The organism is Desulforamulus ruminis DSM 2154 (assembly GCF_000215085.1).
GTDB classification, from domain to species: Bacteria; Bacillota; Desulfotomaculia; order Desulfotomaculales; family Desulfotomaculaceae; genus Desulfotomaculum; species Desulfotomaculum ruminis.
Genome location: NC_015589.1, coordinates 1 through 15,918 on the forward strand (window position 1 = coordinate 1; position 15,918 = coordinate 15,918).

The 15,918-nt window shown below is 45.8% G+C and carries 8 protein-coding genes and 3 rRNA genes; all 11 read left to right on the forward strand.

Annotated features, from left to right (window positions below; translation table 11 throughout):
* Window positions 1–105 precede the first annotated feature (105 nt).
* The 11 genes from dnaA to rrf all read left to right on the forward strand — a co-directional run bounded on the left by dnaA (window position 106) and on the right by rrf (window position 15,650).
* Entirely contained in the window at window positions 106–1,434 is a 1,329-nt protein-coding gene (gene dnaA, locus DESRU_RS00005) for a chromosomal replication initiator protein DnaA (RefSeq protein WP_013840090.1), read from the forward strand.
* A gap of 231 nt (window positions 1,435–1,665) precedes the next feature.
* On the forward strand, window positions 1,666–2,763 hold the full coding sequence (gene dnaN, locus DESRU_RS00010) for a DNA polymerase III subunit beta (RefSeq protein ID WP_013840091.1): 1,098 nt from the start codon (window positions 1,666–1,668) through the stop codon (window positions 2,761–2,763).
* A 17-nt stretch (window positions 2,764–2,780) separates the two neighbouring features.
* Window positions 2,781–2,993, forward strand: a complete 213-nt coding sequence (locus DESRU_RS00015) for an RNA-binding S4 domain-containing protein (RefSeq protein WP_041275498.1) — start codon at window positions 2,781–2,783, stop codon at window positions 2,991–2,993.
* Window positions 2,994–3,003: 10 nt separating this feature from the next.
* Complete coding sequence (gene recF / locus DESRU_RS00020) at window positions 3,004–4,119, forward strand: DNA replication/repair protein RecF (RefSeq protein ID WP_013840093.1); 1,116 nt, start codon at window positions 3,004–3,006, stop codon at window positions 4,117–4,119.
* Window positions 4,119–4,379: an extracellular matrix regulator RemB gene (gene remB, locus DESRU_RS00025; protein WP_013840094.1), complete on the forward strand. Its 261-nt coding sequence runs from the start codon at window positions 4,119–4,121 to the stop codon at window positions 4,377–4,379. Before recF ends, remB begins: the two co-directional genes overlap by 1 nt.
* 168 nt (window positions 4,380–4,547) lie before the next feature.
* Entirely contained in the window at window positions 4,548–6,467 is a 1,920-nt protein-coding gene (gyrB, locus tag DESRU_RS00030) for a DNA topoisomerase (ATP-hydrolyzing) subunit B (protein WP_013840095.1), read from the forward strand.
* Window positions 6,468–6,564: 97 nt separating this feature from the next.
* A complete protein-coding gene (locus DESRU_RS00035; protein ID WP_013840096.1) occupies window positions 6,565–7,503 on the forward strand; it encodes a methyltransferase in 939 nt (312 codons plus the stop codon).
* Window positions 7,504–7,677: 174 nt separating this feature from the next.
* A complete protein-coding gene (gene gyrA, locus DESRU_RS00040) occupies window positions 7,678–10,131 on the forward strand; it encodes a DNA gyrase subunit A (protein ID WP_013840097.1) in 2,454 nt (817 codons plus the stop codon).
* Window positions 10,132–10,637: 506 nt separating this feature from the next.
* Window positions 10,638–12,168 (forward strand): 16S ribosomal RNA (locus tag DESRU_RS00045).
* Window positions 12,169–12,536: 368 nt separating this feature from the next.
* Window positions 12,537–15,474, forward strand: a 23S ribosomal RNA gene (locus DESRU_RS00050).
* 59 nt (window positions 15,475–15,533) lie between these two features.
* Window positions 15,534–15,650: ribosomal RNA gene (gene rrf / locus DESRU_RS00055) — 5S ribosomal RNA — on the forward strand.
* Together the 16S, 23S and 5S rRNA genes form the textbook arrangement of a ribosomal RNA operon.
* Window positions 15,651–15,918 lie beyond the last annotated feature (268 nt).

The following is a 15,918-nucleotide window of genomic DNA, read 5'->3' on the forward strand; positions in this document are numbered from 1 at the left end:
TCATCATCATAAAATATTGACTTTCCTTATCTTCCCTTATTCAATTTAAGGGATTTTTTTTGCCGAATACATAGAACAAATATACTCAGGGGGTCTTTTTTCTTCATGTCAAATGAAATTCAGGCCAGGTGGGAGCAGGTTTTGCTCCGTTTAGAAAAACAAGTCAATAAACATTCCTTTGATACCTGGTTGGCTAAATGTAAGCCAGTGGCCTTTTATGACAATACCATTATAATAGAAGTTCCCGATCATTTTTCTAAAAGCTGGCTGGCGGATCGGTATGCTCCTATTATAAAACAAGCCTATGAAGCCATCATGCACGAAGAAGTATCTCTTCAATTTATTATTGCCGGTCAAGAAGTGGATCAACCTTCCAAACCCAAAGAAAAATCCCCTGAAGATACCTATGTAAATATTCTTAACCCCCGTTATACCTTTGATACTTTCGTGATCGGCAATAGCAACCGTTTTGCCCATGCCGCTTCCCTAGCGGTGGCTGAATCACCCGCCAAGGCGTATAACCCGTTATTTATATACGGAGGCGTTGGTTTAGGAAAAACTCACCTTATGCATGCCATCGGCCATTATATATTAGAAAATAATTTTGGCCAAAAAGTAGCCTATGTTACCTCGGAAAAATTTACCAATGAACTAATTAATTCCATTCGTGACGACCAAACGGTAGAATTTCGCAATAAATATCGCAGCATGGATATTCTTTTAATTGATGATATTCAATTTTTGGAAAAGAAAGAGCGTACCCAGGAAGAATTTTTCCATACCTTTAATACCCTTTATGAGGCCAATAAGCAAATCATCATTTCCAGTGACCGTCCTCCTAAAGAAATTGCCACTTTAGAAGACCGGCTGCGTTCTCGCTTTGAATGGGGATTAATTACCGATATTCAATCTCCTGATTATGAGACCCGGGTAGCTATTTTACGGAAAAAAGCCCAACTGGAAGGTTTGCAAAATTTTCCCGATGAAACCATTGCTTTTATTGCGGATAAAATTCATTCTAACATTCGGGAGTTAGAAGGAGCCTTGATTCGGGTAAGTGCCTTCTCCTCCCTGGAAAAAAGTGAGGCCAGCCCTCAACTGGCAGCAGAGGTTTTAAAAGATGTCATTTCACCCAGTAAACCAAAAGTGATCACCGTTCCTGTTATTATGCAAACAGTCTCGGAATTTTATGGGTTAAGGGTAGATGATTTAAAAGCGAAAAAAAGAACCCGTTCGGTTGCCTTCCCCAGGCAGGTGGCCATGTTTTTAACCCGGGAATTAACGGACTTGTCTTTGCCTAAAATAGGAGAAGAATTTGGTGGGCGAGATCATACCACGGTCTTGCATGCCTGCGACAAAATTAACGGCGAATTAGAAAACGATCCGGTGTTGACGGAGACCATTAAAGAATTAAGAAAACGTATCCGTGAATAATGTGCATAAAGGTGGATATTTTCTGTTAGAACTGTGGATTATCTCTTATCTGATTCAAAGAACAGATAAAACTGTTAATAATTGCTGACATTTTTCTCCACAGTTTCTTTACAGGCTTAAATTCTGTCAGCCAAGGGATCAGCTCTGATTTGCACAAATTAACAGCACTTACTACTACTTCTATAAAAAATAAGTATAATAAATAATAATTATGATATCGGGAGATAGAATATGAAAATAATCTGTACCCGTCAGAACCTAATTCAAGGAGTAACCACCGCCCAGAGGGGGGTATCGCCTAAAAACCCTCTGCCTATTTTGTCTGGTATCTTACTTTCAGCCAAGGATAACCAGTTGGAACTGAAAGCCACCGATCTGGAGATGGGTATTCAGTGCACTGTTCCGGCTAACATCCAGGAAGAAGGATCCATTGTTCTGCCGGCCAAGTATCTGGTGGAAATTGTAAGAAGACTTCCGGACACGCCGATCCAAATTGAAACAGAACAGGGTATCAATGCCGTCATTCGTTACGGCCAATCGGAAATCACCATCAACGGTTTTGAGTCCGAAGAATTTCCTGCTTTTCCGGCGCCCCAGGGCAACGATACCTTTAGTCTGCCGGAGGAAGAATTGAAAGAGATTCTTCGCCAAATTCTTTTTGCTACCTCTAACGACGAAAACAGGCCTGTTTTTACAGGTGTGCTAATGGAAATGTCCGAGGGCGATTTGCGTCTTATCGCTACCGATACACACCGTCTGGCCTTGCGGGAAGAGAAGGTTGCCGATATTGCAGGAGAGAAAAACATTATCATTCCTGGCAAGGCATTAAATGAGCTTTCCCGGGTCATTGGCGCGCCAGACCGTAAGGTAGATATCTCTCTTGGTGATAATCAGATTATTTTCAGTATGGAAGATACCCGTTTGGTTTCCCGTCTGATTGAAGGCCAGTTTCCCAACTATCGTCAGGTAATACCTCAAGGGCATAAAACCCGCCTGCGCATAAAAACAAAAGATCTTTTGGAATCTCTGGAAAGAGCCTCCCTATTAGCCCGGGTGGGTACACAAATTGTTCGTCTATCACTGGAGACAGATAAAATGATTATCTTTGCCAATACGGAAGTGGGACGAATTCATGAGGAAGTTCCCATTTATCTTGAAGGAGAAGCCATGCAAATCTCTTTCAATGCCGTGTATTTGATTGATGCTCTTAGAGCCATTGGCAGCGACAATATTTATTTGGATTTAACAGGACCCTTAAGTCCGGGTGTTTTGCGTCCTGTTGACGGAGATCAATATTTATCCTTGGTCTTACCTGTCCGTACATCCTAAGAGGTGAAAGCTCTTTGATGCAAAAAATAAAAGTAAATACAGAAGAAATCCGCCTGGACCAATTCCTAAAATGGGCCAATGTATCCGGGTCTGGGGGAGAAAGCAAAGTACTCATCCAATCCGGCATGGTAAAGGTAAATGGATTATTGGAAATGAAGAGGGGTAGGCTTCTAAAATCAGGGTATACCGTAGAAGTTGAGGGAGTCGGAAGTTTTTTAGTAGTGATGTGAAGGTGAAATTTTGAGGGTAAACCGCTTAGATCTGAGTAATTTTCGTAATTACCAGGAGGTTTCTTTTAACCCCCATCCATCCATAAACATTATTACCGGGTCCAATGCTCAGGGTAAGACCAATTTACTGGAGTCTATTTATTATACTTTACGGGGCCGGTCTTTTCGGGCTGAAAAGGACCGGGATGTGATTAACTGGAAAAGTGCCAAGACTGCTGTAAACACGCAATTAGAAACTTCATCCGGAAAATTTTTTATTCAGTGGTCCATCGAGACCAAAGGAAAGAAGTTATGGATTAACGGAGCGGAAAGTACTCGCTCTGAGTTAAGTCCTTTTGGTGTTGTTTTATTTAGCCCGGAAGATTTATATCTGGTCAAAGGATCGCCTCAGGAAAGAAGACACTTTCTTGATTATGAAGTAGGTTTTTTAAATCCGGGGTATCATTATACCTGGAAGCAATATTCCAGAGTGGTAACACAAAGAAATTCACTGCTTAAAGAAATCAGGACCAGACGTTCATCTCAGGAAATGCTGGAGGTTTGGGATGAACAGTTATACCGCTACGGTGCTAGAATCATCTTTTTAAGGCTGCAGATACTGGCTAAATTAATTCCTATCGCCAGAAAAATACATTATGGATTGACTGGTAATCAAGAAGAATTACAGGCGAAATATTTATCTTCCCTGGTGTTGGAACCAGGGTTGGCAGAAGATCAGATCTATGACATTTTTGCACGTTCTTCTAAAAAATTAAGAAATGAAGAAATTCAGCGCTGCCAAACATTATTGGGTCCTCACAGAGACGATTTGTCTTTATCCATTAACGGCATTGAAGCAAAGGCCTTTGGTTCTCAGGGCCAACAAAGAACGGTTACTTTATCGTTAAAGCTATCTCAACTGGAATTATGGCATTATGAATTTGGTATTTACCCTTTGCTATTGCTGGATGACGTTTTGTTTGAGTTGGATGGCAGCAGACAAATGATGCTTTTGGAGAGGATCCGGAATAAGGTGCAAACTTTTATCACCACCAGTTTTCCCGGTGGTATGGAAGAGCAGATTAAAGATTCCGGCGCAATATGGCAGGTAACTGCAGGCAACCTCAAGTTAAAGGAGGAATATTAATGTTTCTACACTTGGGCGGGGATATTGTTGTTCTTAAAAAAGACATTATCGCCATTCTGGATACCCGGACCAAGGCATCCTCAATTACCAGAGAATTTATTGATATCGCTAAGGATGAAGGTTTTATCCAACCCATCTCCCAGGTGGATAAAGAAAAATCACTGGTTATTACCTCAAAAGAGATTTTTGTTTCCCCTATCTCCTGCACCACTTTGAAAAAGAGATCGGATAACATCTTAGAAACCCAGGAAGAAGATTAATGTTCAAAAACCGTGTAAACCGCGGTTTTTTCTTTGTACTGCAAATTTTTGATTCATAATTTTAGTTTAAAAACCCGTTGACAGGATTGATGTTAGTACCCTTCCTTGAGTGGGAATACTAATTATGGTATAATATGGAGTCAATGTGAATAGATGGAGGTCATGGCTATGGACCAGCAGCAACAACAGCTTAATGAATATAGTGCGGACCAGATTCAGGTTTTAGAAGGTTTGGAAGCCGTCCGGCGCCGGCCGGGTATGTATATTGGCAGCACCAGTGCCAGGGGTCTGCACCATTTGGTTTATGAAGTGGTGGATAATAGTATTGACGAGGCACTGGCTGGTTATTGTAGTCGCATTGAAGTCATTATCCATAAAGATAATTCGGTTACGGTTGAAGATGATGGACGAGGTATCCCGGTAGGTATCCAAAGTAAAGTGGGTAAACCGGCGGTGGAAGTGGTTTTAACCATGCTTCATGCCGGCGGTAAATTTGGCGGCGGTGGTTACAAAGTTTCCGGTGGTTTGCACGGGGTGGGCGTTTCGGTGGTAAATGCTCTTTCCAGCGAACTGGAAGTAGAAATTAAGCTGGACGGAAATTTATACTACCAGAAATATTCCCGGGGCATTCCTGTAACAGAATTAAAAATCATTGGTAAAAGTAAAAGTACCGGCACAAAAATCACCTTTAAGCCGGATGAAGAGATTTTTGAAGAACTGGTGTTCAGTCTGGAAACCATTTCTCAGCGCATGAGAGAGTTGGCTTATTTAAATAAAGGGATTAAAATCATCCTGCGGGATGAACGAAAAGAAACCGAAAATGAACAAGTTTTTCAATACGAGGGTGGAATTCAGGATTTCGTAAAGCATCTTAACAGAAATAAACAGGTTCTGCATGCCAAACCCATTTATCTTAGCGGTGAAAAGGAATATGTCAGTGTAGAAATTGCTATGCAATATAATGATTCCTACAGTGAAACCATGTTATCCTATGCCAATAATATTCATACCACTGAAGGCGGAACCCATGAAGTAGGCTTTAAAACCGCTCTTACCCGGATCATCAATGATTATGGACGTACGCACAATATTCTTAAAAATAACGATCCCAATCTTATTGGGGAGGATATCCGTGAAGGAGCCACCATTGTTATTAGTGTTAAAGTCCCTGAGCCTCAATTTGAGGGACAAACTAAGACCAAGCTGGGTAACAGCGAAGTTAGAGGCATTGTCGATTCTATTTTTTCTGAAGCTTTATCGACCTATTTGGAAGAAAATCCTTCGGTAGCAAAAAAGATTATTGAAAAAGGGGTTACGGCATCCAGAGCCAGGGAAGCAGCTCGCAAGGCCAGAGAACTTACCCGCAGAAAGAGCGCTTTGGAAACCATGTCTTTACCGGGAAAATTAGCGGATTGCTCGGAAAAGGACCCCAGCCTTTGTGAATTATATCTGGTGGAGGGCGACTCGGCGGGAGGCTCGGCTAAACAAGGCAGAGACCGGCGTTTTCAGGCTATTTTGCCTTTAAGGGGTAAAATTCTTAATGTGGAAAAGGCTAGAATGGACAAAATCCTGGCCAATGAAGAAATCAGGGCCATGATTACGGCTTTAGGGTGCGGTATTGGGGAAGATTTTGATATTAGCAAGGCCCGTTACCATAAAATTGTGATTATGACCGATGCCGATGTGGATGGATCCCATATTCGTACCCTGCTGATGACCTTTTTCTACCGCCATATGAGAGAATTGATTGAGGCAGGATATCTATACGTGGCTCAGCCACCCCTTTACAGAGCGCGCAAGGGGAAGCACGACAGTTATTTATACAGCGATGAAGAACTGGAACAACTGCTAAAAAGAATTGGTTATGATAACGTAAACATTCAGCGTTATAAAGGCTTGGGTGAAATGAATCCGGAGCAGTTATGGGAGACCACCATGGATCCGGACACCCGGACCATGTTGCAGGTAACCCTGGAAGACGCCCTGGAGGCGGACGCTACGTTTTCCATGCTGATGGGGGACCGGGTAGAGCCAAGAAAAGACTTTATCCAGGAAAATGCCCGTTATGTAAGAAATCTGGATATATAATTTTACTGAACCTGAGCCGACCGCGGTGAAGTAAATGCTCCCATTCTGTTAAAGAATCATCGGGTAAGATCCCAAAAAACTAAATAGGAGGGGTATTATGCCAAATTTAAAAAACCTCATGGCTCCACAGGAAATGCTGGTGGCAGGAGCAGCTTTGAAAACGGGTATTTTTGATTTTTTATATGAGAAACCCGCAACACTGGAGGAATTGGCCCAAGCTCTTTCTATGGATTTTCGTGCTCTCTGGACCGTAACGGAGGCCTTAATAGCACTGGGATACTTAACAAAAGATCAGGAACAGATGACATTAACTTCCGAAGCAAAGGATTTATTTTATAACACCCACAGTGAAAACTATATTGGCTATTCCCTGATTCATACTTTCAATGTAACAAAATCCTGGACTCAGTTACCGGAAACGCTGAAAACCGGTAAACCGCCGGAACGTCTGCGTGATCAGCAGGATATTAAAGGATTTATGGCTGCCATGGGTAAATATGCCGGCCAAATATCCCATGAACTGGTTAAAATTTGCCTGGCCGACCTGCCTGAAAAACCCCGGGTATTGGATTTGGGCGGCGGCCCTCTAAATTATGCCAGACCGATGGCCCGAGCAGGTGCTATGGTTACGGTACAAGATGTTCCTGAAGTTTGTGCAGTAATGCAAAAGACTTTGCTGCCCGGAGAAAATATTGTTTTTGTTCCCGGTGATTTTACAGAAGGAGTGGTTAAAGGGCCCTTTGATTTGGCCTTTTTGGGAAATATCTGTCATATTTACGGCGAAAAAGAAAATTGTACTTTGTTTCATCGAGTGCACGGTTCCTTGGGCTCCGGAGGCCGCATCGCTATTTTTGATCTGGTCCGGGGAGCCAGTCCCAGAGCGGAATTATTTGCGGTAAATATGCTGGTAAACACGCAAACAGGGGGCACCTGGACCTTTGAACAGTATTCCCGTTGGCTGGAACAAGCCGGCTTCGGCAATGTAACTATGCATCAGGTACAGGATCGACAAATTATTACCGCGGAACGCAACTAAATAGCAAATAATTGCGATGAACTATTGATTTTGTTATAATAAAACTGGCAAAACTTAGTAATAAGTGTACTCCATGAGAAAAGCTAGGATTTCGTTCGGGTATCTTACCTTGTCGTTGGCCAAGCTTTTCTTGTACTGTTTAAAAGCAGAATATTTTAACCGGAGGTATTATTCATGTCATCCCTTACCGGTAAGGTCATCCCCTTAGATATTAATAGCGAAATGAAGAACTCCTACCTGGATTATGCCATGAGTGTAATCGTAGGAAGGGCTTTGCCTGATGTAAGGGACGGTCTCAAACCCGTGCACAGGAGAATTTTATATTCAGTGCATGAATTGGGACTGACTCCTGATAAAGCATATCGTAAAAGTGCCGGTATTGTAGGTAAGGTTATGCAGGATTATCACCCCCATGGTGATGCTGCCATCTATGATTCCATGGTTCGCTTGGCCCAGGATTTTGCCAGCCGTTATCCCTTGATTCAAGGGCATGGCAATTTTGGTTCGGTAGACGGTGACCCGCCGGCAGCCATGCGTTATACCGAAGCCAAGATGGCTAAGCTTACGCTGGAAATGCTGGCTGACATTGATAAAGAAACGGTGGATTTCGCCCCCAACTATGATAACCGCACCAAGGAACCCACCATTTTGCCTTCTAAAATTCCTAATCTACTGGTAAACGGCTCTGCGGGTATTGCTGTGGGTATGGCCACCAACATTCCGCCCCATAACCTTGGCGAAGTGATTGATGGAATTCTACTGATGATTGATAACGCCGATGTTACCATAGACGAACTGATGAAGGTAATTAAAGGTCCTGATTTTCCTACCGGCGCCAAAATCATGGGCCGGGACGGAATTAGAAATGCTTATCGAACCGGGCGCGGCAGTATTAAGATTCGGGCCCAGGTTGAAATTGAAAGTAAAAATAACGGCCGACAGGCTATTATTGTCAATGAAATACCCTATCAGGTTAATAAGGCCAGACTAATTGAAAAGATTGCCGAATTAGTAAAAGACAAAAAAATTGAAGGTATTTCCGACCTGCGGGATGAATCGGACCGCAGGGGTATGCGCATTGTGATTGAATTAAAAAAAGACGCCAATCCTCATGTGATTTTGAATCTTCTTTATAAGCATACCCAAATGCAGGATTCCTTTGGGGTTATTATGCTGGCCCTGGTGGACAATCAACCCAGAGTATTGAATTTGTCCCAGGTATTGTTTTATTATCTGGAACATCAAAAGGACGTTATTACCCGGAGAACTCGCTTTGAATTAAAGAAAGCCGAAGCCCGGGCTCATATTGTGGAGGGTTTACGGATCGCCCTGGCCAACCTGGATGAAGTAATTAAAACTATCCGGGAGTCCAAAAATACCGATGAAGCTAAAAAAGGCTTGGTACAAAAATTTAACCTGACGGAAATTCAGGCAGAGGCCATTGTAGAAATGCGTCTGCGCAGCCTGACAGCCTTAGAGGTTGAAAAATTAGAAAAAGAATATAAGGATTTGTTGTCTAGAATCGATTATCTGAAATCTGTACTGGCTGATGAAAAGAAAGTTCTGGGTATTATTAAAGATGAGCTAGTGGAAGTAAAGAGAAAATTTGCTGATGCCCGGCGTACGGTAATCAGCAATGAGTCAGCCGGTGACTTTGATATTGAGGATTTAATTGATGAAGAATCTATGGCTGTCACCATCACCAATCAGGGTTACATTAAACGAATTTCTGCGGATACTTATCGCAACCAGAAGCGTGGAGGAAAAGGCATTACAGCCATGGGCACCAAACAGGAGGATTTTGTAAAACACCTCTTTGTTGCTTCAACCCACCATTATTTGTTATTCTTTACCAATAAGGGTAAGGTTTACCGGTTAAAAGTACATGAAGTTCCTGAAGCAGGCAGAACGGCTAAAGGAACTCCCTTGGTAAATCTGCTTTACATTAGCGGTGATGAATATGTGACAACGGTTATTCCCATCAAAGAATTTATCGATGACACCTATCTGGTGATGGCCACCAGGCAGGGGATTATTAAAAAGACACCGCTTACAGAATATAATACTTCCCGGCGGGACGGTATTATTGCCATTCATCTGGAGCAGGAAGATGAACTGGTGGCGGTGGAGCTTACCAGCGGTCAGGAAGAAATTATACTGAGCACTAAAAATGGTATGGCCATTCGCTTTTCAGAAAAAGATGTTCGGTCTATGGGTCGAACTGCCAGGGGAGTAAAAGGGATTTCCCTGTCTCCCAGAGATACGGTTGTGAATATGGATGTGGTTAAGGCCGGCTCCGACCTGCTGGTGGTTACCGCCAACGGTTTTGGTAAACGCACTTCTTTAGAGGAATACAGGTCGCAAACCAGAGGCGGCAAAGGGATTATTAATATTAAGACCACTTCGAGAAACGGCCTTGTTGTTGGAGTACAGGTGGTTGAAGAAGACGATGAGATTATGATTATTACGGCGGAAGGCGTGATTATCAGGATATTTGCCAGTGACGTCCCCCATTATGGACGGAATACCCAGGGGGTTACCTTGATGAGGACCGCGGAAACAGACCGTATTGTAGCCATTGCCCGGGTGGTAAGTGATGAAAATACGGATGAAGAAGAGGGAGAATAAAAAACAATTTGAAAAACTGCTCCTGCAAATTTGCCGGAGCAGTTTTTTTGGCTAATTTAAGATTGACACATTTTTTTTGTTATGATATATTAACATACGCCGCTAAGGTGTTGTTATATCAAAGATATTGTCCTTGGCAGGCAGCAGCATGGGACAGAAGATAAAAAATAATTATTGACTGTCGCAATTTGTAGTGTTATGATGAAGAAGTGTCGTGAGACACGAAAGAGAAATTACCAAAAAAAGTACTTGCAAAAAAGTGCTGAAGATGGTAAACTAAAATTCCGGTTGCGGGACCGGAGAAAACAAAGAAGAGACCTTGAAAGAGGTCGAAGCTGGTCTTTGAAAACTAAACAGAACGATGATGGATGAAAAGCGGGAAGCCAAAGTCGGGTGAGAACCCGAGAGTAGGCGGACCAAAAAACAATCCTCGTCAAAGCGTGAAAACGCTAGCGAGTAATTCAGAACACAAGAGCAAATCAACTCTTGAAAATATTTTAGGATATTTTATGGAGAGTTTGATCCTGGCTCAGGACGAACGCTGGCGGCGTGCTTAACACATGCAAGTCGAACGGAGTTTAAAATGAAACCTAGTGATTTTTAAACTTAGTGGCGGACGGGTGAGTAACGCGTGGATAACCTGCCGGATAGACCGGGATAACAGTTGGAAACGACTGCTAATACCGGATACGCTCCTAGGAACGCATGTTCTAAGGAGGAAAGATTTATCGCTAACCGATGGATCCGCGTCCCATTAGCTAGTTGGAGGTGTAACGGACCCCCAAGGCGACGATGGGTAGCCGGCCTGAGAGGGCGAACGGCCACACTGGGACTGAGACACGGCCCAGACTCCTACGGGAGGCAGCAGTGGGGAATCTTCCGCAATGGGCGAAAGCCTGACGGAGCAACGCCGCGTGAGGGAAGAAGGCTTTCGGGTTGTAAACCTCTGTCTTAAGGGAAGAACAAAATGACGGTACCTTGAGAGGAAGCCCCGGCTAACTACGTGCCAGCAGCCGCGGTAAAACGTAGGGGGCGAGCGTTGTCCGGAATTACTGGGCGTAAAGGGCGCGTAGGTGGTGCATTAAGTTAGAGGTGAAAGTGCGGGGCTTAACCCCGTGAGGCCTCTGATACTGGTGGACTTGAGTGCAGGAGAGGGGAGCAGAATTCCCAGTGTAGCGGTGAAATGCGTAGATATTGGGAGGAATACCAGTGGCGAAGGCGGCTCTCTGGACTGTAACTGACACTGAGGCGCGAAAGCGTGGGGAGCGAACAGGATTAGATACCCTGGTAGTCCACGCCGTAAACGATGAGTGCTAGGTGTTGGGGGTATCGACCCCCCCCAGTGCCGTAGTTAACACAATAAGCACTCCGCCTGGGGAGTACGGTCGCAAGACTGAAACTCAAAGGAATTGACGGGGGCCCGCACAAGCGGTGGAGTATGTGGTTTAATTCGACGCAACGCGAAGAACCTTACCAGGGCTTGACATCCTCTGAAAAGTATAGAGATATACTCCTTGCCCTTCGGGGTAACAGAGAGACAGGTGGTGCATGGTTGTCGTCAGCTCGTGTCGTGAGATGTTGGGTTAAGTCCCGCAACGAGCGCAACCCCTAACATTCGTTGCCAGCGAGTAATGTCGGGAACTCGAATGTGACTGCCGTTGACAAAACGGAGGAAGGTGGGGATGACGTCAAATCATCATGCCCCTTATGTCCTGGGCTACACACGTACTACAATGGCCGGTACAGACGGAAGCGAAGCTGTGAAGTGAAGCAAATCTGAGAAAGCCGGTCCCAGTTCGGATTGTAGTCTGCAACTCGACTACATGAAGTCGGAATCGCTAGTAATCGCAGGTCAGCATACTGCGGTGAATACGTTCCCGGGCCTTGTACACACCGCCCGTCACACCACGAAAGCTGACAACACCCGAAGCCGGTGACTTAACCGCAAGGAGAGAGCCGTCGAAGGTGGGGTTGGTGATTGGGGTGAAGTCGTAACAAGGTAGCCGTATCGGAAGGTGCGGCTGGATCACCTCCTTTCTAAGGAGAACGTAAGCGGCTTGGGAGAAGCGAGCCAAGCAAGGAAGCTGCGAGGGAGTGCGCGGAGCGTATAGGAATACGTGAGCACACGAGCGAAGCAGCTGACGAAGCAGGGCGAAGCTTATCGCGAGACGCGCGTACTCTGGTCGATCGTTCATCATCCGACTGTTTAGTTTTGAGAGACCTGAAATCAACCAGGAAATACCGGTTGATTTTAAGTATCTCAGCAGGTAAAATCATAAATCCAGGCCTTTCAGAAGCGAAAGCAGATCAAAGGCCGACCGTTCCTTGAAAACTAAACAGCGAAAGAAGTAAAGCGTCGTAGAAACAATTTTGCAGGTTATGAAAGTAACCGAGCGAAGGAAGTAGGTCAAGAAAGAAAGGGCATACGGTGGATGCCTAGGCGCTAAGGGCCGAAGAAGGGCGCGGTAAGCTGCGAAAAGCCACGGGAAGCCGCAAGCAGGCGTTGATCCGTGGATACCCGAATGGGGCAACCCGGCGGAGCAAACCTCCGTCACCCTGTGCTGAATCCATAGGCACAGAGGAGGGCACCCGGGGAACTGAAACATCTAAGTACCCGGAGGAAAAGAAAGAAACATCGAACCCCCAAGTAGCGGCGAGCGAACAGGGGCGAGCCTAAACCAGTGAACTTCGGTTCACTGGGGTTGAGGGATCCTCATCAAGTGATTGCTAGTCCTAGTTGAAGCTGCCTGGAAAGGCAGGGCACAGAAGGTAAAACCCCTGTAGACGAAAGGACGAAAATTGCAGAGGACATCCCAAGTACCGCAGGACACGAGAAACCCTGTGGGAATCCGGGGGGACCACCCCCCAAGGCTAAATACCCTAAGCGACCGATAGTGAACCAGTACCGTGAGGGAAAGGTGAAAAGCACCCCGGGAGGGGAGTGAAAAAGAACCTGAAACCGTATGCCTACAAACTGTCGGAGCACGTTAAAAGTGTGACGGCGTACTTTTTGTAGAACGGACCGGCGAGTTACATCCAACGTGCAGGTTAAGGCAGGAAAGCCGGAGCCGAAGCGAAAGCGAGTCTTAAAAGGGCGAAAGTACGTTGGAGTAGACCCGAAACCTGGTGATCTACCCATGTCCAGAGTGAAGCTTTAGTAAAATAAAGTGGAGGCTCGAACCGACCTTCGTTGAAAAGGAGGCGGATGAGATGTGGGTAGGGGTGAAATGCCAATCGAACCAGGAGATAGCTGGTTCTCCCCGAAATAGCTTTAGGGCTAGCCTCGGAGGATGGATTGCGGAGGTAGAGCACTGAATGGGCTAGGGGCCTTCACGGGTTACCGAACCCAATCAAACTCCGAATGCCGCAATAACTAAGACTCCGGGAGTCAGACTGCGGGTGCTAAGATTCGTAGTCAAAAGGGAAACAGCCCAGACCAACAGCTAAGGTCCCCAAGACAGGCTAAGTGGAAAAGGATGTGGGGTTGCACAGACAACCAGGATGTTGGCTTAGAAGCAGCCACCATTGAAAGAGTGCGTAATAGCTCACTGGTCAAGTGGCCCTGCGCCGAAAATGAAACGGGGCTAAGCCTGGCACCGAAGCTTTGGATTGTCGAAAGACAGTGGTAGGGGAGCGTTCTTATCGAGTGGAAGCAGTACCGTAAGGAGCTGTGGATTGATAAGAAGTGAGAATGCCGGTATGAGTAAGCGAAAAGGCAGGTGAGAATCCTGCCCGCCGAAAACCTAAGGATTTCTGGGGAAGGTTCGTCCGCCCAGAGTAAGTCGGGACCTAAGCCGAGGCCGCAAGGCGTAGGCGATGGACAATCGGTTGAGAATCCGATACCACCTAAGACCGTTTGAGGATGGAGTGACGCAGGAGGGTACGTTGAGCCGGCGGCTGGAAAAGCCGGTCCAAGCTTGTAGGGTGTAAGATAGGCAAATCCGTCTTACGGGAAGCCCGAGGAGTGAAGGGGAGCGAAAACAAGTAGCGAAGCAGCGGATCCCAAACTGCCAAGAAAAGCTTCTAACGAGGTTTGTAGGTGCCCGTACCGTAAACCGACACAGGTAGGTGGGGTGAAAATCCTAAGGCGCGCGAGAGAACCCTCGTTAAGGAACTCGGCAAAATGACCCCGTAACTTCGGGAAAAGGGGTGCCTCGGTATCGTGAAAAATGCACATTTGGAGCGAGAAGAGGCCGCAGAGAAAAGGCCCAAGCGACTGTTTACCAAAAACACAGGTCCCTGCTAAAGCGAAAGCTGACGTATAGGGGCTGACGCCTGCCCGGTGCTGGAAGGTTAAGGGGAAGAGTTAGACGCAAGTCGAAGCTGAGAACTGAAGCCCCAGTAAACGGCGGCCGTAACTATAACGGTCCTAAGGTAGCGAAATTCCTTGTCAGGTAAGTTCTGACCCGCACGAAAGGCGTAACGATTTGGGCACTGTCTCAACGAGGGGCTCGGTGAAATTGTAATGACGGTGAAGATGCCGTCTACCTGCGACAGGACAGAAAGACCCCGTGGAGCTTTACTGTAGCTTGACATTGGGTTTTGGTATTTGATGTACAGGATAGGTGGGAGACTGAGAAGTATGTACGCTAGTATGTATGGAGTCGCCGTTGGGATACCACCCTTTAGATATTGAAATTCTAACTTGATACCATGAAGCTGGTAAAAGGACCGTGTCAGGTGGGCAGTTTGACTGGGGCGGTCGCCTCCCAAAGAGTAACGGAGGCGCCCAAAGGTTCCCTCAGCGCGGAAGGAAATCGCGCGTTAGAGTGTAAAGGCAAAAGGGAGCTTGACAGCGAGACCACAAGTCGAGCTGGTACGAAAGTAGGGCTTAGTGATCCGGCGGTGCCGAGTGGAAGGGCCGTCGCTCAACGGATAAAAGCTACCCCGGGGATAACAGGCTTATCTCCCCCAAGAGTCCACATCGACGGGGAGGTTTGGCACCTCGATGTCGGCTCATCGCATCCTGGGGCTGAAGTAGGTCCCAAGGGTTGGGCTGTTCGCCCATTAAAGCGGTACGTGAGCTGGGTTCAGAACGTCGTGAGACAGTTCGGTCCCTATCCGTCGCAGGCGCAGGAAACTTGAGAAGAGCTGTCCCTAGTACGAGAGGACCGGGATGGACGGACCGCTGGTGTACCAGCTATCGTGCCAACGGTAATGCTGGGTAACTAAGTTCGGAAGGGATAAGCGCTGAAAGCATCTAAGCGCGAAGCCCGCTTCAAGATGAGGTTTCCCACTTGAAAGAGGTAAGATCCCATGAAGACGACATGGTAGATAGGCCGGGGGTGTAAGGGCAGTAATGTTTTGAGCCGACCGGTACTAATCGATCGAGGACTTGACCTAGAAACGACCTTTACGAAAAGCGCTGTTTAGTTTTCAGGGAATGAATAAGTCAATAGGTTTCTGGTGACGATACCGGAGGGGATACACCTGTTCCCATCCCGAACACAGCAGTTAAGTCCTCCAGGGCCGATGGTACTTGGGGCTCACGCCCCTGGGAGAGTAGGTCGTCGCCAGAATATTTTTTAACCCCACTGCCTTAAGCAGTGGGGTTTGTTATTTTTCTTTTTAAATATATGGGAAAAAATTGATATGCTGTATAATACTAAAGGGAGACTAAAGAAAGGAGTTTTCCATGGAATCCTTGTGGATATACAAAGGTATATACCATCCTTTCTATACTAAACGATTGCCTCTTTTGGTATGGACGATTATCGTTTTAATTGCGATGGAATTGGTACTGTTTTTATCGGACAAATTGCTAGGATAAGAGATTTGATAAACAGG

Excerpts from the sequence above, each read along its gene's own strand:
- DESRU_RS00015 (WP_041275498.1), top strand. The coding sequence starts at position 2,781 with ATGCAAAAAATAAAAGTAAATACAGAAGAAATCCGCCTGGACCAATTC.
- gyrB (WP_013840095.1), top strand. The coding sequence starts at position 4,548 with ATGGACCAGCAGCAACAACAGCTTAATGAATATAGTGCGGACCAGATT.
- dnaN (WP_013840091.1), top strand. The coding sequence starts at position 1,666 with ATGAAAATAATCTGTACCCGTCAGAACCTAATTCAAGGAGTAACCACC.
- dnaA (WP_013840090.1), top strand. The coding sequence starts at position 106 with ATGTCAAATGAAATTCAGGCCAGGTGGGAGCAGGTTTTGCTCCGTTTA.
- gyrA (WP_013840097.1), top strand. The coding sequence starts at position 7,678 with ATGTCATCCCTTACCGGTAAGGTCATCCCCTTAGATATTAATAGCGAA.
- DESRU_RS00035 (WP_013840096.1), top strand. The coding sequence starts at position 6,565 with ATGCCAAATTTAAAAAACCTCATGGCTCCACAGGAAATGCTGGTGGCA.
- remB (WP_013840094.1), top strand. The coding sequence starts at position 4,119 with ATGTTTCTACACTTGGGCGGGGATATTGTTGTTCTTAAAAAAGACATT.